Annotated in this window: 15 protein-coding genes and 1 pseudogene; 13 read left to right on the top strand and 3 right to left on the bottom strand. The window is 74.7% G+C overall.

The genetic code is table 11. The annotated features are described in order from the left end of the window. A pseudogene (locus ACFWZ2_RS05235) lies at nucleotides 1-790 on the bottom strand (hypothetical protein); the annotation flags it as partial. Nucleotides 791-1,022: 232 nt separating this feature from the next. On the opposite strand from ACFWZ2_RS05235, the gene ACFWZ2_RS05230 reads away from it, so the two are divergent. From ACFWZ2_RS05230 to ACFWZ2_RS05185, 10 genes are all read left to right on the top strand, one after another. After that, complete coding sequence (locus tag ACFWZ2_RS05230; RefSeq protein WP_384542033.1) at nucleotides 1,023-1,520, top strand: hypothetical protein; 498 nt, start codon at nucleotides 1,023-1,025, stop codon at nucleotides 1,518-1,520. 86 nt (nucleotides 1,521-1,606) lie between these two features. Then, nucleotides 1,607-2,044 (top strand): phage tail protein, encoded by a 438-nt coding sequence (locus ACFWZ2_RS05225; RefSeq protein ID WP_384542030.1) that lies wholly within the window; start codon nucleotides 1,607-1,609, stop codon nucleotides 2,042-2,044. 1 nt (nucleotide 2,045) lies between these two features. Then, entirely contained in the window at nucleotides 2,046-2,795 is a 750-nt protein-coding gene (locus ACFWZ2_RS05220) for a LysM peptidoglycan-binding domain-containing protein (protein WP_384542028.1), read from the top strand. Then, nucleotides 2,792-4,711 carry a VgrG-related protein gene (locus ACFWZ2_RS05215; protein WP_384542025.1) on the top strand — a complete coding sequence of 640 codons (1,920 nt, stop codon included), beginning with the start codon at nucleotides 2,792-2,794 and terminating at the stop codon, nucleotides 4,709-4,711. Before ACFWZ2_RS05220 ends, ACFWZ2_RS05215 begins: the two co-directional genes overlap by 4 nt. Nucleotides 4,712-4,725: 14 nt before the next feature. Continuing rightward, nucleotides 4,726-5,139: a GPW/gp25 family protein gene (locus tag ACFWZ2_RS05210; RefSeq protein ID WP_384542023.1), complete on the top strand. Its 414-nt coding sequence runs from the start codon at nucleotides 4,726-4,728 to the stop codon at nucleotides 5,137-5,139. Nucleotides 5,140-5,145: 6 nt separating this feature from the next. Beyond that, the gene (locus ACFWZ2_RS05205; RefSeq protein ID WP_384542020.1) at nucleotides 5,146-7,146 is read left to right on the top strand and encodes a putative baseplate assembly protein; all 2,001 of its coding nucleotides are present in this window, start codon (nucleotides 5,146-5,148) and stop codon (nucleotides 7,144-7,146) included. 11 nt (nucleotides 7,147-7,157) lie between these two features. Next, the gene (locus ACFWZ2_RS05200; RefSeq protein ID WP_384542171.1) at nucleotides 7,158-7,793 is read left to right on the top strand and encodes a phage tail protein; all 636 of its coding nucleotides are present in this window, start codon (nucleotides 7,158-7,160) and stop codon (nucleotides 7,791-7,793) included. After that, entirely contained in the window at nucleotides 7,777-9,003 is a 1,227-nt protein-coding gene (locus ACFWZ2_RS05195) for an NADase-type glycan-binding domain-containing protein (RefSeq protein WP_384542017.1), read from the top strand. Before ACFWZ2_RS05200 ends, ACFWZ2_RS05195 begins: the two co-directional genes overlap by 17 nt. A gap of 75 nt (nucleotides 9,004-9,078) precedes the next feature. Further along, the gene (locus ACFWZ2_RS05190; protein ID WP_384542015.1) at nucleotides 9,079-13,833 is read left to right on the top strand and encodes a hypothetical protein; all 4,755 of its coding nucleotides are present in this window, start codon (nucleotides 9,079-9,081) and stop codon (nucleotides 13,831-13,833) included. Between the two features lie 97 nt (nucleotides 13,834-13,930). After that, on the top strand, nucleotides 13,931-14,704 hold the full coding sequence (locus ACFWZ2_RS05185) for a thioesterase II family protein (protein ID WP_384542012.1): 774 nt from the start codon (nucleotides 13,931-13,933) through the stop codon (nucleotides 14,702-14,704). Nucleotides 14,705-14,859: 155 nt separating this feature from the next. On the opposite strand, the gene ACFWZ2_RS05180 is transcribed toward ACFWZ2_RS05185, so the two are convergent. Next, the gene (locus ACFWZ2_RS05180; protein ID WP_384542009.1) at nucleotides 14,860-15,927 is read right to left on the bottom strand and encodes a Ku protein; all 1,068 of its coding nucleotides are present in this window, start codon (nucleotides 15,925-15,927) and stop codon (nucleotides 14,860-14,862) included. A gap of 66 nt (nucleotides 15,928-15,993) precedes the next feature. Here ACFWZ2_RS05180 and ligD point away from each other — a divergent pair, with 66 nt between their 5' ends. The 3 genes from ligD to ACFWZ2_RS05165 all read left to right on the top strand — a co-directional run bounded on the left by ligD (nucleotide 15,994) and on the right by ACFWZ2_RS05165 (nucleotide 18,339). After that, the gene (gene ligD / locus ACFWZ2_RS05175; protein ID WP_384542007.1) at nucleotides 15,994-16,890 is read left to right on the top strand and encodes a non-homologous end-joining DNA ligase; all 897 of its coding nucleotides are present in this window, start codon (nucleotides 15,994-15,996) and stop codon (nucleotides 16,888-16,890) included. Next, the gene (locus ACFWZ2_RS05170) at nucleotides 16,887-17,774 is read left to right on the top strand and encodes an ATP-dependent DNA ligase (RefSeq protein WP_384542004.1); all 888 of its coding nucleotides are present in this window, start codon (nucleotides 16,887-16,889) and stop codon (nucleotides 17,772-17,774) included. Before ligD ends, ACFWZ2_RS05170 begins: the two co-directional genes overlap by 4 nt. A gap of 136 nt (nucleotides 17,775-17,910) precedes the next feature. Then, nucleotides 17,911-18,339, top strand: a complete 429-nt coding sequence (locus ACFWZ2_RS05165) for a nuclear transport factor 2 family protein (RefSeq protein ID WP_384542002.1) — start codon at nucleotides 17,911-17,913, stop codon at nucleotides 18,337-18,339. A gap of 22 nt (nucleotides 18,340-18,361) precedes the next feature. Here ACFWZ2_RS05165 and ACFWZ2_RS05160 read toward each other — a convergent pair whose 3' ends face one another. Continuing rightward, nucleotides 18,362-19,171, bottom strand: a complete 810-nt coding sequence (locus ACFWZ2_RS05160; RefSeq protein WP_384542000.1) for a nuclease-related domain-containing protein — start codon at nucleotides 19,169-19,171, stop codon at nucleotides 18,362-18,364. Nucleotides 19,172-19,315 lie beyond the last annotated feature (144 nt).

The following is a 19,315-nucleotide window of genomic DNA, read 5'->3' as shown; positions in this document are numbered from 1 at the left end:
CCCCGGCCGCTGTCCCGGCGAGTTCCTCAGCCGCTGCCCCGGGCACGTCCGCATCCGCCACGTCGGCCACGTCCCGGGCTGCTACTCCGGCCAGTTCCCCGGCTGCCGCCCCAGGCACGTCCGCGTCCGCCGCATCGGCGACTTCCCGGGCTGCCACCACGGCCACATCCTCGGCCGCGTCTCCGGCCGCCACGCCAGTCATTTCCCGGGCGGTCACCCCGGGCAGCTCCCCGGCCGCCACCCCGGCCACGTCCACCACGTCGACCAGCTCCCGGGCAGCCACCCCAGCCACCTCTCCGGCCGCCACCCCGGCCACTTCCTCGGCCCCTTCCGCAGCCGCGTCCACGTCGACCAATTCCCGGACGGCCACCCCAGCCACATCCTCGGCCGCCGCGTCGGCCATTTCCCGGGCAGCCGCTCCGGGTGGCTCCCCGGGCGCGTCCGCCGCGTCGCCGTCCGCCGCATCGGCGACTTCCCGGACGGCCACCCCGGCCACGTCCACGTCGACCAGCTCCCGGGCAGCCACCCCGACCGCCTCGCCAGCCGCCACCCCGGGCGCTTCCGCAGCCGCGTCCACGTCCGCCACGCCGGCCAATTCCCGGGCGGCCACCCCGACCACTGCCCCGTCCGCGTCCGCCACGCCGGCCGTTTCCCGGGCGGTCACTCGGCCCCCTTCTCCGGCCGCCACGCCAACCGCGTCCACGTCGGCCGATTCCCGTACGGCCACCTCGTCGGCCGTTGCCCCGGCCGTGCCTCCGGCGGTCACCCGGGCCGGTTCTTCTGCCGCCACGCCAACCGCGTCCACCTCGGCGGCGTCTCCGTCCGCTGCCGCCCCGGGCGCTTCCTCGGCCCCTTCACCGACAGGCACCCCTGCCCGTACGGCCGCCTCTCCCGCTCCCAAGCCCCAGCGCCCCACCCCCGTCGTCCCCGTCAACCGACGTATCGCCCCCGGGAGTTACCGCCCCGCCCCGCAGTCCGGGGCGCCGCGTCCCCTCCCCCTGAGTTCCGCGCGCGGACTGGAGGTGCAGGCGCCGAAGACGGCCTCGGCCCCCGCCCCGGCGCCCGCGCCCGCGCCCGCGCCCCTTCAGCGTTCCGCCAGGACCAACCCCGGCGAGCCCGCACGCCCCGTCGTCGTACCGCTGGCACAGCACGGTGCTCAGGCGGCGCCCGTACGCACTCCGGCAACCCCCGCGCGCCCGACCGTCCAGCGGCGCGCGGCAGCTCCCGCGCCCAAGCCGGCACCCAGCCCCGCACCCGCGCCTCCGCCGCCCCCGGCTCCCGCGCCCAGGCCCCGACGTCCCGCCGCGCCGCCCCTGCAACGCACCGCCGCCCCCGCGAGCACGGGTACCGGCACCAGCACCGACAGCACCCCCAAGGCCGACCCGCCCGCGCAGCCGTCCGGGCCCGCTGAGATCGATGAGCTTGCGCGGCGGCTCGTGGCGCCGCTCTCGCGGCTGCTGCGGGCGGAGTTGCGCGGTGACCGTGAGCGGCTCGGGCGGCTGCGCGACCACGGCCGCTGACTCCGACCCCGCCCCCGCCCCCGCCCCCGCCCCCGCCCCCGACGTCGTATCCCTCTTCGCCGACCGCCACAGGAAAGAACAGCCCGATGCCCTCGACCCAGGACCCCGGTTCCACCGTCTTCTTCAAGCTGACCATCGACGGCCAGGACCTCGGCCTGTTCAACGGGTGTGACGGCCTGTCGTCGCAGGTGGAGGTGGAGCAGCGGCAGGAGGGCGGCAACAACGGGTTCGTCTGGCAGCTGCCCACCCGCGTGACGTTCTCGACGATCCGGCTGACCCGGCCGCTGACCGCCGACACCTCGCGCGTGGCCGCCTGGATCTCGTCCATCGCGACCGGGATCACGCGGCCCACCGCACAGATCGCGGCCCTGCGCGCGGACGGGTCCATCGTCGCGCAGTGGGGGCTCGTCGAGGTGCTTCCGGTGAGCTGGCAGGGGCCGAGCCTGAGCCCGGACAGCCCGAGCGTGGCGACCGAGACGCTGGAGATCGCGCATCACGGCTTCACCGACGCGGGGGGTGCCTGAGATGGCCGCGCCGACCGGCGGCAAGGCGGGCGCGAGCCTGGTGCGGGCCGCGCTCGCCATCCACCAGCCGCCCACCGATCTGGGGGGATCGATGGGCGGGCGGATCGGTGAGGTGGAGTTCCAGTTCAATCCGACGCAGCTGCAGTTGGGGCGTACCGCGGAGTGGCGTACGCAGCCCGCGGTCGCCTATATGCGGGGCGCTCCGCCGAAGTTCACCGGCGCCCAGCCGGCCTCGCTGCAGCTGGAGGTCTTCCTCGACTCCTCGGGCACGCCGAACGGCGGCAAGGTGCAGAAGCAGGTGGAGCTGCTGCTCTCCTGCTGCGAGGTGACGCCGCAGAGCGTGTCGTCCAAGCGCCCTTCGCCGCCCTGGGTGCGGTTCTCGTGGGGGTCGTTCAACACGGTGCAGTTCGTCGCGTACGTGACCAGCGTCAGCGCGACGTACACGCTGTTCAATCCGACCGGCGAGCCGCTGCGCGCCACCTGTTCGCTGGCGCTGACCGAGGTGGCGATGCCCACCAAGGGGCAGAACCCGACGTCGGGCGCGCTGTCGGCGCGGCGGGTGCACCGCACCGTCGCCGGTGACTCGCTGGCCTCGCTGGCCTGGCGCGAGTACGGGGACGCGACGCGCTGGCGGCTGATCGCCGAGGCCAATGACATCGACGACCCGATGCGGCTGCGGCCCGGCACCGAGCTGCTGCTGCCCGCCGCCGACGAGCCCCGTACCGCCCCCGCGCACCCGGAGTCCGCATGAGCGAGAAGACGTACACGAGTGTCCTGCACGCCGAGATCGGCGGCTCCCGGCTGCCCGACAAGCTCGCCGTGCTGCTCGTGGAGGGCTGGGTGGACTCCAGCGTCAATGTGCCGTCCGCCTTCCAGCTGACCTTCGTCGACGGCGGCGGCGACATCCTGGAGAAGTTCCCGCAGATCAAGGTGGGCGCGAAGGCGGTCCTCTGTCCGTTCACCGACGGGGTGCGCGGCAAGCCCATGCTGACGGGTGAGGTGACCGCCCTGGAGGTGGACTCGGACGCGAGCGGCAAGACCCTGGTGGTGCGCGGCTACGACCCGGGTCACCGGCTGCTTCGCAATCGCCGTGTGCAGGGCTACCCGAACATGACGGCCTCCGACATCGTGCGCCGCGTCGCCGGTCTGAACAGTCTCAAGCTCGGCAAGATCGATTCCACTCCGACCGTGTACGAGCTGGCGACCCAGCCCAACATCACGGACTGGGACTTCCTGTCCCGGCTCGCCCAGGAGAACGACACGCGGCTGTCCTTCGACGAGGACGGCAAGCTGTGCTTCGCGGGCCTGAAGCCGGCCGCGGGCGCGCCCGCGGACACGACGCCGTCCGCGCAGAGCCCGTACGTCCTGGAGTTCGGGCACAACGCGCTGCACAGCCGGGTCGCGGTGACCGCGGCCGGGCAGGTGGCCACCGCCGGTGCGCGCGGCTGGGACGTGCGGGGCAAGCGCGCCCTGACCGCGCAGTCCCCGGCCACCGTCAGCAAGGACATCGTCGCCGACATCACCCCGGCGCAGGTCTCGCAGCCGTTCGGCAAGGCCGAACTCACCGGCACGCAGACGCCGTACACCACCCAGGCCCAGGTCACGCACGCCGCCAAGTCGCTCGCCGACGACGTGTCGGGCTCCTTCGCGGAGCTGGAGGTCGCGGTGACCGGGAATCCGGAGCTGCAGCCGGGCAGGCCGGTGGCGCTGAAGGGCGCGGGCTTCCCCTTCGAGGGGAAGTACACGGCGACCGGGGTGCGCCATGTCTTCGAGTCCGGGCGGCCGTTCACCACCTGGCTGACCGTGTCGGGGCGGCAGTTCCGTTCGCTGTACGGGCTCGCCTCGGGCGGCGCGGACGCCGCGCCGCCGATGCCGGGTGTCGCGATGGCGCTGGTCAGCAACGCCAAGGACCCGCTGCGGATGGGGCGGGTCAAGCTGCGCTTCCCGTGGCTCTCGGACACGTACGAGAGCGACTGGTGCCGGATCGCGCAGCTGGGCGGCGTACGCGGTGGTGGTCTGATGCTGCCGGAGGTGGGCGACGAGGTGCTCGTGGCCTTCGACCGGGGCTCGCTGGAGCATCCCTACGTCCTGGCCGGGCTGTACAACGGCGTCGACAAGCCGACGCCCAGCACGGACGGCCTTCAGCCGATCGACCCGACGAGCGGCCGCGTCAACTGGCGTTCCATCGCCTCGCGCAGCGGCCACACCCTCGAACTGGTCGACGCCAAGTCCCGTATGAAGAGCGGCATCCGGCTGCAGACCGGCAACGGCCGTCTCACCGTCCACATGGACGAGACGCGCACCGAGGTCACCATCCGCAGTGACGGCTCGGTGTCCATCACGGGGACGCGGAACGTGAGCATCAAGGCGGGCGGCAATCTGTCGCTGATGGCGGGCGGGTCGCTGACGATGAGCGCGGGCGGGGCCGTGGACATCAAGGCGGGCGCGAAGTTCGGCGTCGTCGCGGGCGGCGCCGCGGACATCAACGCGACCGGCGCCGTGAGCCTGAAGTCGGCGGGCGCCGTCGCCGTCAACGCGGTCGGCGCGGTCTCGGTCAGCGCGGTCGGCGCGGTGGCCGTCAACGCGGGCGCCGCCGCGGCCATCAGCTCGCCGGCCACGGTCGCGCTGAGCGCACCGGCCGTACTGCGCAACGGCATTCCGTTCTAAGGGGGTTGAGGGACATGAGTGAACAGTTCGTCGGCGCGGGCTGGACGTTCCCGCTGCGCACGGACGCGGGCGGCGGCATCGCCCTGGCCCGCCGCGAACGCGAGATCGAGGAGTCGATCAGGCTGGTGCTCGCCACCGCACCGGGCGAGCGGCCGATGCGGCCCGAATTCGGGTGTGCCGTCCACGACATGGTCTTCGCGCCGGTCAACGAGGCGACGGCGGGCCGGATCCGGTACGAGGTGCGGTCCTCCCTGGACCGCTGGGAGCCGCGGATCGAGGTCCTCGACGTCGAGGTCAGCCCGGCACCCGACGACCCGTCCGTCCTGTTCATCGACGTGAGCTACAGCGTGCGCGGCACCAACAACCCGCGCAGCCTCGTCTTCCCCTTCTACGTGATCCCGTCCACGGAAACCGAAAGCGGAGTCTGAAGTCCGATGGCCCTGCCCGCACCCCATCTCGACGACCGGCGATTCCAGCAGTTCGTCGACGACGCCAAGCGCTACATACAGCAGCGCTGCCCGGAGTGGACCGACCACAATGTCTCCGACCCGGGCGTCACCCTCATCGAGGCGGTCGCGCACATGGCCGACCAGGTCGTGTACCGCCTCAACCGGGTGCCGGAGAAGAACCACCTGGCCTTCCTCGACCTGCTCGGCGTCACCCTCTTCCCGCCGGCCGCCGCCCGCGCCGACGTCACCTTCTGGCTCTCCGCGCCGCAGCCCGAGCCGGTGGTCCTGCCCGCGGGCACGGAGGTGGCCACCAGCCGCACCGAGACCGAGGAGGCGGTGGCCTTCGCGACCGAGGACGATCTGACGGTGGTGCCCTGCGAGCTGGAGTCCGTCCTGCGCCAGGAGGCGGGCGGTACCCCGCAGGACTGCGGGCAGGACGTCTTCGGCGGGCGCGACGTGGCGGTCTTCGCGGCCGCCCCGCGGCCCGGCGACACCCTGCTGTTCGGGCTCAGTGCCGCGGTGCCGCGCTGTGCCGCCGTGCTCCAGCTGGACAGCCGCGTCGACGGTGTGGGCGTCGACCCGCGCCAGCCGCCGCTGGTGTGGGAGGCGTGGACCGCGGAGGGCTGGACGGAGTGCGAGGTGGAGGAGGACTCCACCGGCGGTCTCAACCGGCCCGGCGAGGTCGTCCTGCACATCCCCGCGGGGCACATCGTCTCGCGGATCGGCCGGCAGGACGCGGGCTGGCTGCGCTGCCGGGTGATCGAGGCCGCGCAGGGCCAGCCCTTCTACAGCGCGTCCCCCACCGTGCGCTCCGCCTCGGCGTTCACCATCGGCGGGACGACCTCGGTCGCGCACGCCGATGTCGTACGCGACGAACAGCTCGGCGACTCGTCCGGCGTGCCGGGCCAGCGCCTGCGGCTGGCCCAGGCCCCGGTCGTCGCCGACCGGCCGCCGCTGGTCCTGGAGGTCGCGGGGCACGCCGGGGACGAGGGGACCGCGGGCGCCGACGACGAGAGCGAGGAGGCCGGCTGGCAGCCGTGGCAGGTCGTCGCCGACTTCGCCTCGTCGGGGCCGCTCGACCGGCACATCACCCTGGACGCGGCGACCGGCGAGATCGCCTTCGGTCCCGCGGTGCGCGAACCGGACGGCTCCCTGCGGCAGTTCGGCGCCGTGCCCGCCAAGGGCGCGGCGATCCGCGCGACCCGCTACCGCACCGGCGGCGGCCGCGCCGGGAACGTGGCGCGCGGCGCCATCCAGGTGCTTCGCAGCTCCATCCCGTACGTCGCACGGGTGGAGAACCGCGAGGCGGCGCGCGGCGGCGTCGACGGCGAGACCGTGCAGGAGGCCAAGGTCCGCGCGCCCATCGCGCTGCGCGCCCAGGAGCGGGCGGTGACCGCGCGCGACTACGAGGAGCTGGCGCGGCGCGCGGCGCCGGAGACGGCCCGCATCCACTGCATCGCCGCGGACGCCGCGGAGGCGGGCGAGAACGCGGTGCGGGTGCTCGTCGTCCCGCAGGCGGTGTCCGACCGCGGCGGGCGGCTCCGCTTCGAGCAGCTGGTGCCCGGCGACGAACTCCTGTCCCGGGTCACCCAGTTCCTCGACGACCGCCGCCCGATCGGCACCCGGCTCGCCGTGGGGCCGCCGTTCTACCAGGGCGTCACGGTGGTCGCCACGCTGCACTCCTTCCGTGCCGCCCAGTCGGAGAAGGTGCGCGCGGAGGCGCTCGACGCGCTGTACGCCTATCTGGACCCGCTGACCGGCGGCGCGCACGGCGACGGCTGGCCCTTCGGCCGTCCGCTGCGCGCCGGGGAGATCTTCGCGGCGCTGCAGCGGGTGCCCGGCGTCGAGCTGGTCGACGAGGTGCTCCTGCACCCCGCGGACCCGCTCACCGGGCGGCGCGGCGACGCCACCGACCGCATCGATCTCGCGCCGTCCGCGCTGCTGTTCCCGTTCGACCACCGCGTCCGCGTCATCGAGGCGCGATGAGCGGGCCGTCCATGGTGAAGGGGTCCGGCGGACCGCCCGCCGCGTACGGGGCCGGGCACGAGCCCGCGTCGCGCCGGGGCACCGTCGGCTCGCTGGCCTCCGCCCATCCGCTGGGCGAGCAGCTCCCCGCCGTGTTCGCCGACGACGACTTCGCGCTGCGGTTCGTCTCCGGCCTCGACGTCGTGCTGGCCCCGGTGTTCACCGTCCTGGACTGCCTGGAGGCGTACTTCACGCCCGCCCTGGCGCCCGAGGACTTCCTCGGCTGGCTGACGGACTGGGTCGGCACGGAGCTCGACGGCACGGAGCCGCTGCCGCTGCGCCGCCACGCGGTGGCCTCCGCGGTCGCCCTGCACCGCGTCCGCGGCACCCGCCGCGGTCTGTCCGCCGCCGTCGAACTCGCCTTCGGCGTCCGTCCCGAGATCACCGAGAGCGGCGGTGCGACGTGGTCGGCGCGCCCGCTCGGCGCCTTCCCCGGCACCCCGCGCCCCGCCCTGCACATCGCCCTGCGGGTGCGCGACCCCGCGTCGGTGGACGCGCACCGCCTCAACGCCGTCGTCGCCGCGGCCCGCCCCGCCCACCTCCCCTTCACGGCCGAGGTGACCACCGCACCTTCCCTGAAGGATCACGAGAATGCCCGAGAAGCCTGAGATGTCCGACACCCCCAACTCCCCTTCCAGCACCGCTCCCTGCCCCGAGTGCGGCACCCCGGCCCGGCAGCACGGCCAGTCGTTCTGCGACTCCTGCGGCGCGTTCCTGCGCTGGGACACCCCGGCCGCCCCGACGGGCACCGCGGGCCCCGCGGACTCCGCCACGCCCGACCTGCCCCCGGCCGCGGCGCCCGACCACGCGCGCGAGGCCGTGCCCGGCGCCGCGGCGACCACCGTCCCGCTGCCGACGGCCGCCCCCACCCCGCCCGCCCCGCCCGCCGAGCCCGCCGCCCCTGCGCAGCCCGCGCAGCCCGCGGCGCACTCCGGGACGGACGGCAACGAACCGCCCCGGCCCGGGCACTCCGACACGGCGATCAGGTCGCTGCTCGTGCCGGTCCCCGAGGCCGCCGAGCCCACCGCGCGCCCCGAGGCGCCCGGCGGCGTGCTGCCCGGACGGCCCGAGGCGGCGCGGCCGCGGGTGCGTCAGGCCGCCGTGCCCGCCGAGCCCGAGTCGGGGCCGCCGTGCCCGAGCTGCGGGGCGTTCAACGCGCCGCGCAGGCACTTCTGCCGCAGCTGCGCGAGCCCCCTGAAGGACATGTCGGGCCCGGCCGCCGAAGGCCCGTACGCCGGTCAGCGGCCGCGCCTCAACCGGGACCGCACCCGCTGGATCGCCCGCGCCCTGGTGGCCGCTGCGGTCGTCGGCCTGGTGCTCGGCGGCATCTTCGGCGGGCCGCCCGCCGCACGGGCCGTGCAGGACCACTTCGCCAAGCGGGTCCCGGTGCGCCCGACCACCTTCAGCGCCTCGCACTCCGCGCCGAAGCACGCCCCCAAGGTGGCCTTCGACGGCTACTCCAACACCTGGTGGGGGACGGGCTATTCGGGCGACTCGGCGGGCCAGTGGCTGCAGGCCGAGTTCGGCCAGCCCACCGATCTGCTCAACCTGCTGATCACGCCCGGCACTTCGCCGCGCACCGCGCAGGCCGCCGAGCAGGCAAGGCCCATGGAGTTCGACCTCGTGGTGACCGACTCGTCGGGCAAGGAGCGCACCATGCACCGCCGCATCAACGACGGCGGCGTGCAGAAGGTCGACGTGCGCGTCCGCGACGCGGTCTCCGCGCGGCTGGTGCTGCGCTCCGCGTACGGGGCGTCGGACAAGCGTCAGGTGGCCATCGCCGAGCTGGAGTACTTCGGCAGGTCGACCGGCCAGTAGGCCCTCAGGGACGGTCGGGGCGGCCCTGTCCCGGCCGCCCCGGCGTTGTCAGTGCTGCGTGCCATGATCGCTCGTATGACTGTCGCACTCCCCCGCCGGGCGAACTCGTCGACCGTGTACGTCGATTGGGTCCGCGCCCACGACCCCGCCGCGCTGAGCTCCGCCGAGGACCTGGTCGAGACGGTGCGGGACGACCTGCGCGGGGCGTACGAGAAGCCCGGGCAGGCCATGGGAGTGCTCGCGCTGCGGGCCGAGCGGCTGCCGCCCGCCCATCTGCCGTGGTTCTGGGACACCGTGGGGCACCGGCTCTGCGGCCTCGGCCCCCGGCACGCCGGGAAGGCGTACGGCCTGGCCCGGCGGGCCGAGAAGGAACACCGGCTGCCCGTCGACGAGACGTTCCAGGTGGCGAACGCGCTGCTCTACGCGCGCGCGGGAGCCCTGCCCGCCAAGGAGATGGGCGCCCACCAGCGGGCGCTTGCCGCCGCGTTCCCCGGGGAGCGGGCCCATCAGGAGTTCGTACGTTTCCTCGACGCCTGGGCCGGTTCCCCGGCCGGGCTCGGCGCGGATCTGGCGACACGCGTGCGGGCGTCCGCGCGGGGTGCGGGACTCGGCGTCGCGGAAGAGGCCGGGGTACTCGGGGAGACGCTGCGCAGGGCCGCGGGGAAGGCCGTGCCCGACGCCCTGTTCGACGCGGCGGCACGGGTGTTCACCGCCTCCGGGCAGCCCGCGGGGGACGCCCTGAGCGGCGACCTGTGGGAGATCTTCCCCACCAACGACACCGACGGCGGCGCCTGGCTGCGGATGCTGGACGCCTGCGGCGCGCTCGACGCGGTGACCGCGGGGCGCGCGGTGCCCCAGGGCGGTCTCGTCGGGTGGCTCGAGCGGTTCTCCGCGGCGTACGCCTTCCAGCGCGAGGGCGGCGGGGTGCGGCGGCGGCAGATGCCCGTGGAGCTCCTCGACCTGGTGGCCCGCATCGCGCCGCGACTGCGCGGCGAAGACCGGAGTGTCCGGCTGCACCGGACCAAGTGGTCCTCCTACACCGGCCTCGACGCCGACCTCCTGGACGCCTGCATCGCGGCCGGGGTCCCGGTGCACGACCCGGGCGAGCGGGTCGGGCTGCACTACTGGGGCGAGCGCTCGCACCGGGACCTGAAGGCCCTCGCGGAGGACCCCGTCTTCGGCGCGCGGCTCGAAGGCACCGTCCACGCGCGCGTGCGGCGCGGCACCGCCCTCGCGCTCCTTCCGGACAACGCGGGCATCGGCGCCGAGGTCCACGAGCGGATCGAGCGGCTCCTCAAGGAGCTGCGCGGGGGCGGCGTCGCCGGGGCCGACGAGGCCCTCCAGGAACTCGGTTCGCTGCTCGACCGGCCCACCGTGGCCGCGCTCGGCGGCCTGGCGGAGGCCCTGGCGGAGCTGGACCTGGTCGGGCCGCTCGGCCGGGCGCTGCGGGGCGGCCTGGTCGAGGAGTTCGGCTGGCCCGCCCTGGAGGAGGCGCTCGCCGAGTTCCCCGAGGGCGACGCGCTGTCCGTCACCTGCACGTGGCCCGTGCTCACCGTGTACTCCCGTGGGCGCGCCATCGCCGTCGACCATGAACGGCGGCGCGCGGTCTGCGAGTTCGGGATCCCGGACGACGCCACGATGCACACGGTGCACTATGCGGGCGGACGGTTCCTGGTGGGCTGGAGCGTCAAGGACGTCATGCCGCTCGTCAGCCAGGCCTTCTGGTCGGACAGGCCCGACGACGTGTTCCGGCCCGAAGACCCCCTGGGCATGGTGCCGTTCGGCGGGTCGATCGACGGCGCGCTCGGGTTCCAGTTCGAGAGCGCGGACGGCCAGGGACGGTACGACGGGCAGCGCGTGCTGCGCCCCGGTGACCGCTGCGGCATCGCCGACCACGAGCAGCAGCTGAGCGACGGCAGCCGGTACTGGGGCTCGAGCCACTTCGGGAACGAGGGATTCCGCCGCGGCGGACGGGACGCCTGGGCGCGCTTCGACCCGGCCACCGGCGAGCGCGGCGCACCGGGCGGCCTGCCCGACTTCCCCGGCGCGCCCGCCGCCGAGGAGGGCATGGCGCTCGACCCGGACGAGATCTCGCTCGCGCGGCTGCCCGCCGGTGCGGGCGCCTCGCCGCTGGGCCAGGCCGACGGCCTTGTCGGCTGCCGCGTCCTCCACCGCACCCGCGACCCCGAGAAGACCCGGCGGTTCGCCCTGGAGGGCATCGACGGACGCCGGGCCCAGTTCCGCATCACGCGGCAGGGGCAGACGCCCTGGGGCATCCTGCGCATGCCCGGGGGCGGCGAGGACGGTGTGCTCGCCGAGACCGACCGGGTGCGCTGCCACTCCGCGGCGGACGGCTCGCTCCTGTGGGAGCTGCCGGGCTTCCCCGACAAGGACTGGCTGCGCCTGCGCGGTGCGGGGCGCGGCCTGGAGAAGCGCGACCGGCTGAACACTGCGGGGCGGCTGCCCGCGCCGCCGCCCGCCTTCTGGCACTTCCTCACGCCGCGCGACCCGGCGTCCTCCCAGGCCCTGCGCGCGGCCACCGACGGCACGGCGCGGGCCCTGCTCGACGCGGCGCGGCAGGGCGGCACCGCAGCCCAAGTGCGGGACGTGCTCGGCCGGTTGCTGCCCGGGGTGACCGAGGAGCACATCGCCGACGCGGTCGTACGGACCGCCCTGCGGGCCGCGGACATCCTGCGGCGGCGCGTCGAGCTGTCGCGGCTCGTCGACATCATGCGGGCGCCCTCGCCGGTCGCGCCGCGGGCGGAGATCCCCGACTCCGACCTCAAGGCCGCGCTGCGCGCCGTCCTCGACGAGCCGTGGGGCCACGCACCGGCCCCCGCGGGACCGCTCCCCGCCACACTCACGGCACTGGCCGCGGACGGGCTCTTCCTCCGCGGCGAGATCGACGACGACACCCGCCGCCTGAGCACCCCGGCTCCCCCGGCCGACTGGACCCCGCTGCTCGGCCACACCGACGCGGTCGCCTGGCGCACGGCCACCGCGTCCACCCCCGATGCCGAACGGGCGGCGTTGGCCGAGCTGTTGCGGGTGTGGCGAGAGCAGCCGTTCGCGGCGCCCGGGGGCGAGGGCGGCGGCACCGGTCAGGGGGAAGGCTGGCGCACCGGCCGGGCCCCCGAGTCCGCGATCGCCGCATGCCGGGCCGCCGGGCACCGCGTGGTCGCCTCCGCGCTCGCCGACCGCCGGTTCGCGCAGCGCCCCGACCCCGTGCTGCGCTTCGTGCAGCGGGCCTCGGAGCCCGCGCCCGACGGGACGGAGGACCCGGTGACCGTGGTGGTCGAGCGGGACGAGGCCGCGCGCATCGGCCGTCTGCTCGAACTGCTCGGCGCGCACGGCCCCTTCGCCCCGGGGGCCGAAGCCGTCGAGGAGTTCTGCCGTCTGACCGGGGTGCGGCGGGCCGTCGGGCGGCTCGTGCTCGACGGGCTGCCCGGCAGGGGCGACCCCGACGAGCACCGCAAGCTGCTGCGCGCCGCGCCCTACCGCGCGGGCAAGGAGATCCAGCAGGAGTACCGCGACGCGTTCGCGAAGCTGGGCCTCGCCGGACGGCGGGAGATCCTCGCCGCCGGACTGCCGTCCGACGCCGCCGACTTCGCGGAGCTGTGGACGGGCCCCGGTGCCGTCGCCGCCGCGCGGCGCATGGCCGGGGTGTGGAACGAGCGGATCGGCGCGCGGCCGTACGTGGACGAGGACCTCGCCGACGCCCTGGCGGGCGACCTCGGCCTCGGCGCCGACTGGGCCCTGGTCCTTGCCGGTTCCACGGCGCAGGACGTGCCGACCGACCCCCGCCATCGCGTCCTCCTCGACAACGGATACGGCGGCCTCGACCCCCACCACGCCCGCCCGGACGGCTCTCCCTTCCGCCCCGCGTACACCTGGGACCTCACCCACCTCACGCTGCCCTCCGTCCTCGCGTGGGCCCTCACCGAGCGCCCGGTCGGCGACCTCGCCCAGCGGCGGGCCGCCGAGCTGTACGGAAAGCTGAGCGACTGGCTCCGCTCCCCGGACCTGCTCCTGCCCCTGGGACGGCACGAAGTCCCGGGCGGCCCTGCCGGGTTCGAGCGCCACTTCGGGCCCGACCGGCATCCCGTGCGGCTCTCCGACGAGGCCCGCGCCCGTGCGTACGGCGACGGCAGCGGAGGCAGCGGCGGCGAGCCCGTCGTGGCGTACGACGACGGGCTGATCGTCGCAGGCGGGCGCTGGGGCGACGTCTTCATCCGCCCCCGCGGCCTCGACGATCCCCGCAAGGTCGCGCGCGTGGAGCGGCTGTGCGCGCAGCTCGACCTGCCGGACCTGCTCCTTCGCGTACGGCAGATCCAGACGCTGTACGACGGCGGCGGCCTGGCCCGCATGGTCGAGCGCGCCGCCGAATCCCCGGTCCCCGCGGGCGGTTACGAGCTCGACCCGCGCCTGAGCGCCCCCGAGCTGGTCGCCGAGGTCGCCGGGACGCTCGGCGTCGGGACGGACGCGGCGGCGCTCCATCTGCAGCTGCTCGCCCTGGCGCGTCCTGTCGACCGGGACATCCGGCGCTGGAATTCCTGGACGGCCGCCCGCCACAAGGCCGTTCAGGCGGAGCTGGTCGCGGCGGGCGCCGTGCGGACGGACAAGCGTCCGCGCGCGGGACGCACGGCGTTCGTGCCGGGCGGCTGGACGGAGGTCAAGGCGCCGCACCTGCCGCTGGAGACCGCCAAGCTCGGCCTCCACCTGGCCGATTCCGACACGGCAGGGGAGACCACGGGCCCCTTCCTGCGGCTGCTTGCGCCCGTCCCCGTACACGAGTTGTTCGTCAGCGCCTGGGCTCGGGCCAAGGGGTGACATCCTGTCCGGGACGTACAGAGCCACAGATGTGAGCACGGGCGATACACGACACCTGCACGACGCACGCACCACACATCACGAGAGGACGCGGCAAGTGAGCGACTGGATACGGTGCTTCCACCCCACCCCCGAGGCCGCGACCCGGCTGCTCTGCTTCCCGCACGCGGGCGGCTCGGCCAGTGCCTACCACCCCTTCTCGGCCGCCGTGAGCGGCGCGGTGGAGCCGCTGGTCGTGCAGTACCCGGGCCGCCAGGACCGGCACGGCGAGCCGTTCGCCGAGCGGGCGGACGAGATCGTCGACGCGGTGCTCGGCGCGCTCCCGCAGCGCCCGGGCGACGCGCCGCTCGCCCTGTTCGGGCACAGCATGGGCGCGGTCATCGCGTACGAGACCGCGCGGCGCCTGACGGCCGAGGGACGGCCGCCCGTGGCCCTGTTCGTCTCCGGACGGCAGGCACCCTCGATGCCCCAGCGCTACGCGGGACCGCGCCCGGCCCGCGAGCTGACCGACGCCGAACTCCTCGAAGACATGCGGCAGTTGTCCGGCACGGCCGACGAACTCCTCGACGACCCCGATCTGCTGCCGCTCATCCTGCCGCCGATGCGCGCCGACTATCAGCTCCTGGACGACCACGTCCACCGCGAGGGTCCCCGCCTCGACTGCCCGGTCGTCGTGCTGACCGGCGAGAGCGACCCGCGCGTCACGCTCGAAGGCGCCCAGGCCTGGGCCCAGGAGACGCGGTCCGCCTCCTTCGACTGCCATGTGCTGGCGGGCGGCCACTTCTTCCTCGACGCCCATCTGCCGTACATCAGCAAGGTGTTCGCCGCCGCCCTGAGCCGCACCGAGACCGAGGACGCCCGGGTGGGGTGACGCCCGGCGGGGGCGGGGCGCAGGACCGGCCCGGGGGCACAGGACCGGCCCGGGGGCACAGGACCGGCCCGGGGGCACAAGACCGGCCCGGGGGCACAAGACCGGCCCGGGGGCACAAGACCGGCCCGCGCTCCCGGCCGCGCCCCCAGCCCCGCTCACGCCGACGCGCGCCGCTTCGCCGTCGTCTTCTTCGTCGTGGCCGACTTCTTCTGCGTCGTCTTCTTCGTCGCCGTGGCCGTCTTGCGGGCCGTCTGCGCCGGCTTCGACGCGGTCTTCTTCGCGGGCGCGGGCGCAGCCGCCTTCTTCTTGGTGGCCGTCGACTTCTTGCCGCCCACCTGCTTGGGCGTCGCGGGAGCCGACTTGCGGGACGCCGAAGCCGACTTGGCGCGGCGGGCGGGCAGCGGGGTCACGTCCGCCACCGCGTCGTCGCCGGCGGCCTCGCCCCGCGCCGAACGGGCCGCGCGGACGCTGCTCTCCAGGGCGGCCATCAGGTCGATGACCTTGCCGCCGCCCGCATCGGCCGCGGGGCTCTGCCCGGCGGGGGCCGTGCCCTCGACCTTCGCGGCGATGAGTTCCTCGACCGCCTCGCGGTAGTCGTCGTGGAGCGAGGAGATGTCCACCTCGCCGAGGGTGTCCATCAGGGCGTCCGCCAGGTCGAGTTCGGCGTCGCGGACGGTGACGTGCGCGTCGGGGGCGACGCCTTCGGGGACCCGGATCTCGTCCGGCCACAGGAGTCCGTGCATGGCGATCACGTCGTCGACCACGCGCAGCATGCCGAGCCGCTCACGGCCCCGGAGCGCGAACTTGGCGATGGCCACCTTCTTGCTCCGCTTGAGCGCCTCGCGCAGCAGCGTGTAGGGCTTGGCGGCGGGCACCCCGTTCGCCGAGAGGTAGTACGCGGTGTCCATCTGGAGCGGGTCGATGCGGTCCGCGGGGACGAAGGCGACGATCTCGATGGTCTTGGCGGTCGGGATGGGCAGCGCGGCCAGGTCCTCGTCCGTGATGGGGATGATCGAGCCGTCCGCGTCCTCGTACCCCTTGCCGATCTCCGCCGACGTGACCTCGCGCTCCTCCAGCTCGCACACCTTGCGGTAGCGGATCCGGCCGCCGTCCTCGGTGTGGATCTGGCGGAAGGAGACCGAGTGGTTCTCGGTGGCGTTCACGAGCTTGATCGGGATGCTGACCAGGCCGAAGGAGATCGCACCGTTCCATATGGATCGCACGTCCGGCACCTCTCGCTGGGATGGGGGGGACGGTCTGTTTGTGCCGTTTTGTGGGACTCTCATCGTATGACGCCGATCACCGAGGTGGAGGGGCGGCGGCTCGCGCTCAGCAACCTGGAGAAGGTCCTGTATCCGGCGGGCGGCTTCACCAAGGGCGAGATGCTGCACTACTACGCCAGCACCGCCGGCGCCCTCCTCGCCCACCTCCACAACCGGCCCGTCTCCTTCCTGCGCTACCCGGACGGCCCCGAAGGACAGCGCTTCTTCGCGAAGAACGTGCCCCCGGGCACCCCCTCATGGGTCCGCACCGCCGACGTGCCCCGCTCCGACGGCACCGCGCGGCAGATCCTCGTACAGGACCTGGCCACCCTGATGTGGGCGGCCAATCTGGTGACCGAGTTCCACACCCCGCAGTGGCAGGCGGACGCCCCGGGGCGGGCCGACCGGCTCGTGCTCGACCTGGATCCCGGCGCCCCGGCCACCGTCGTGGAGTGCTGCCGGGCCGCGCTGTGGCTGCGGGAGCGGCTGACGGCGGACGGTTTCCACGTGTACGCGAAGACGTCGGGCAGCAAGGGACTGCATCTGCTCGTACCGCTGGAACCGACCCCCGCCGAACGGGTCACGGCGTACGCGAAGGACCTGGCCGTCGAGGCCGAGCGGGCGCTGCCCGGGCTCGTCGTGCACCGGATGACGCGGAGCCTGCGCCCGGGGAAGGTCTTCGTCGACTTCAGCCAGAACGCCGCCGCCAAGACCACCGCCACCCCCTACACCCTGCGGGCCCGCCCCGAGCCGACCGTCTCCACCCCCGTGACCTGGGCGGAGATCGAGGACTGCGACGACCCGGCGCGCCTTGTCTTCCTCGCGGACGACATCGCGCCGCGCCTTCGGCGGTACGGGGACCTGCTCGGCCCGCTCATCAACCTCAACCGGGCCAGACCGCTGCCCGCACGGGCGGCGCGATGAACCCGGCGCCGCCGGTGCGGGTCGCCCTCGCCGAGTCCGTGAGCGCGCTGCCGGAGGGCGGCGGCTGGGCCTACGAGCCCAAGTTCGACGGGCACCGCCTGGTCGTCCACCGCCCGGCGGACGGCCGGGTGACGCTGCAGGCGCGCTCCGGACGCCTGGTCACGACCGCCTTCCCTGACCTCGCGGAGGCGGCGGGGCGGCTGCCCGTGGGTACGGTCCTGGACGGCGAGGTCGTGGTGTGGGCCGAGGGGCGCATCGACTTCGCCGCCGTGCAGCAGCGGGCGGCGGCCACGCGCGCGCGTGCCGCCCTCCTCGCCAGGACCCTGCCCGCTTCGTACGCCGCGTTCGACCTGCTCACCGAGGACGGCGAGGACATCCGCGGCGCACCCTACGAAGAGCGCAGGGCCCGTCTCGTACGACTCCTGGAGCCGCTCGGTCCGCCCCTCCAGGCGGTCCCCTCGACGACCGACCGCGAACTGGCCCTGACCTGGTACGAGACGCTGCCCGCCACCGGCGTCGAGGGTCTGGTGATCAAGCGGCTCGACGGTGCGTACCGGGGCGGCACGCGCGCGTGGCTGAAGCTGCGGCACAGCGACACCCGCGACGCGGTGGTCGTCGGCTGCACGGGCAGCCCCGCACGCCCCCAGGCGCTGGTCCTGGTGCTGCCCGGGGACGGCACGCCCGTGGTGTCGTCGCCGCTGTCCCCCGCGGTGCGGTCGGCCGCGGCCCAGCTGCTGCCGGAGCCCGCGGGCGAGGGCGTCGCGACGGCGATCGGCATCGGCGAGGTCACGTATGCGGCGCTGCCCGCGGAGCCGGTGGTCCTGGTCGAGGTGCGGCAGCACACGACCCGGCACGCGACGGCGGTCGTGGTGCGCTTCCGGTGAGGGCTCCTCCCGTGCGGGTTCGTACGTGACCGGCATCACCATTAATCAAGTTTGACTAGCCCGACTTCGCGGCATACCTTTCCTGTCAGCCAGTAGTCAAACTTGATGAATCATCGAGGACCACGGAGGAGACCGCGTGACCCTTCTTCCCGAGACCGGATACGTGCCGACCGACGAGGACCGCGCGAGCCTGGACGCCTGGTTCGCCGCGTACGACGCGCACAGCGCGAAGCGCGACGTGGAGCGCATGGCCGACCTGGCCGTCTTCCCGCTCAACCTGGTCAGCGACGACTCCGCGGGCGACGGGCGGGCGGCGCAGTGGGACCGCGAGCAGTTCGTGACGACCATGACGCATGTGATGGGAGAGGGGAGCGAGGACATCACCTTCGAGTCCACGCGCACGCCCGTCTTCCTCTCCCCCGCGATGGCCGTCGTCTTCACCGACTCAGTGATGACGGCCCACGGCGAGACGCAGCGGCTCCGTTACGCCGACATCCTGATCAGGCGCGGCGGGTCCTGGGCCTTCCAGACCATGATCCAGGGCGGCTGGGGCGACAACCTGTAGTCACCGGAGGGGCAGCGCGCGGTCAGACCCGCTGCCAGGTGCGGCGGTCCCTGGCCAGCGCGTGCAGCGCCTCCACGTCGGCCGGTTTGAGGACCCCGCCGAGGTGGGCGAGGCCCGGCAGGTCCGCCTCGCGCAGGACCCGCACATCGCGCGGTGGCGCCGCGAGGTGCAGGTCCGCCACCCCCGTCCCGGCGAGGGCCAGGACGGGGCGGACCTCCGCCGTCAGCGCAAAGGAGGCCCGGCCCGCGTCGGACCGCAGCCCGCGCAGGAGCGGGACGGGGTCGCCGCGGCCGACGGTGACCATCGGGTCGGCGATGCGCACCCGCTGCTTGCGGACGGCGAGGGTGCCCACGCAGAACAGGCCGCCGGGCCCGATCAGCAGATGGTGGATGCGGGCGCCGCCGGGCAGCGGAATCGAGTGGAGCACCCGCCAGCCCGCGCCTTCGAGCCCGTCGAGGGCGTCGCCGACCGCGCGCTCCGCGGCGAGGGCGCGGTGCCGGGCGTCGCCGCGCAGCCTGCGGGGCGGCACCGGGTCGCGCTCGAGCTCGATCCGCAGGGCCTCGCCCGACCGGTTCGGGGCGAGGTCGTCGTCGGGGTGGAGGGCGAGGCGGGCCAGCTCGACGGGTGTGGGCACCGGTGGCGGGCCCACCGCGACCTGGCCGGTCAGAAAGGGCGCGAGGGCGTCGAGCACCTCGGCCTCGCGGTCCTCGCTCAGCAGGTTCACGCGGGACGACTCCCGGTCGTACCACGCCACGTTCCTGCCGTCCGCGAGGCAGACGTACAACCGCTCCTGGCCATGCCTCCGAGCCGGTACGACGCGCAGTCCGCTCATGCACCACCACCCCCTCGACCATGGGAGCAGGCCGGACGCCACGGGGCAAGAAGCCGGTTGCGGCGGACGGAAGTTGGGGCGTCTTTGAGCCGAGTTCGCCCGGTCCCTCCGCGATGTCCCTGCGGTCCCGTAACGGCACTGCCT

The organism is Streptomyces sp. NPDC059002, assembly GCF_042740435.1.
Lineage (GTDB): Bacteria > Actinomycetota > Actinomycetes > Streptomycetales > Streptomycetaceae > Streptomyces.
This window is presented reverse-complemented; position numbering and strand designations above follow the sequence as displayed.

Coding starts and splice junctions, on each gene's coding strand:
- ACFWZ2_RS05225 (WP_384542030.1), top strand. CDS start 1,607: ATGCCCTCGACCCAGGACCCCGGTTCCACCGTCTTCTTCAAGCTGACC.
- ACFWZ2_RS05220 (WP_384542028.1), top strand. CDS start 2,046: ATGGCCGCGCCGACCGGCGGCAAGGCGGGCGCGAGCCTGGTGCGGGCC.
- ACFWZ2_RS05215 (WP_384542025.1), top strand. CDS start 2,792: ATGAGCGAGAAGACGTACACGAGTGTCCTGCACGCCGAGATCGGCGGC.
- ACFWZ2_RS05210 (WP_384542023.1), top strand. CDS start 4,726: ATGAGTGAACAGTTCGTCGGCGCGGGCTGGACGTTCCCGCTGCGCACG.
- ACFWZ2_RS05205 (WP_384542020.1), top strand. CDS start 5,146: ATGGCCCTGCCCGCACCCCATCTCGACGACCGGCGATTCCAGCAGTTC.
- ACFWZ2_RS05200 (WP_384542171.1), top strand. CDS start 7,158: ATGGTGAAGGGGTCCGGCGGACCGCCCGCCGCGTACGGGGCCGGGCAC.
- ACFWZ2_RS05195 (WP_384542017.1), top strand. CDS start 7,777: ATGCCCGAGAAGCCTGAGATGTCCGACACCCCCAACTCCCCTTCCAGC.
- ACFWZ2_RS05190 (WP_384542015.1), top strand. CDS start 9,079: ATGACTGTCGCACTCCCCCGCCGGGCGAACTCGTCGACCGTGTACGTC.
- ligD (WP_384542007.1), top strand. CDS start 15,994: ATGACGCCGATCACCGAGGTGGAGGGGCGGCGGCTCGCGCTCAGCAAC.
- ACFWZ2_RS05170 (WP_384542004.1), top strand. CDS start 16,887: ATGAACCCGGCGCCGCCGGTGCGGGTCGCCCTCGCCGAGTCCGTGAGC.
- ACFWZ2_RS05160 (WP_384542000.1), bottom strand. CDS start 19,171: ATGAGCGGACTGCGCGTCGTACCGGCTCGGAGGCATGGCCAGGAGCGG.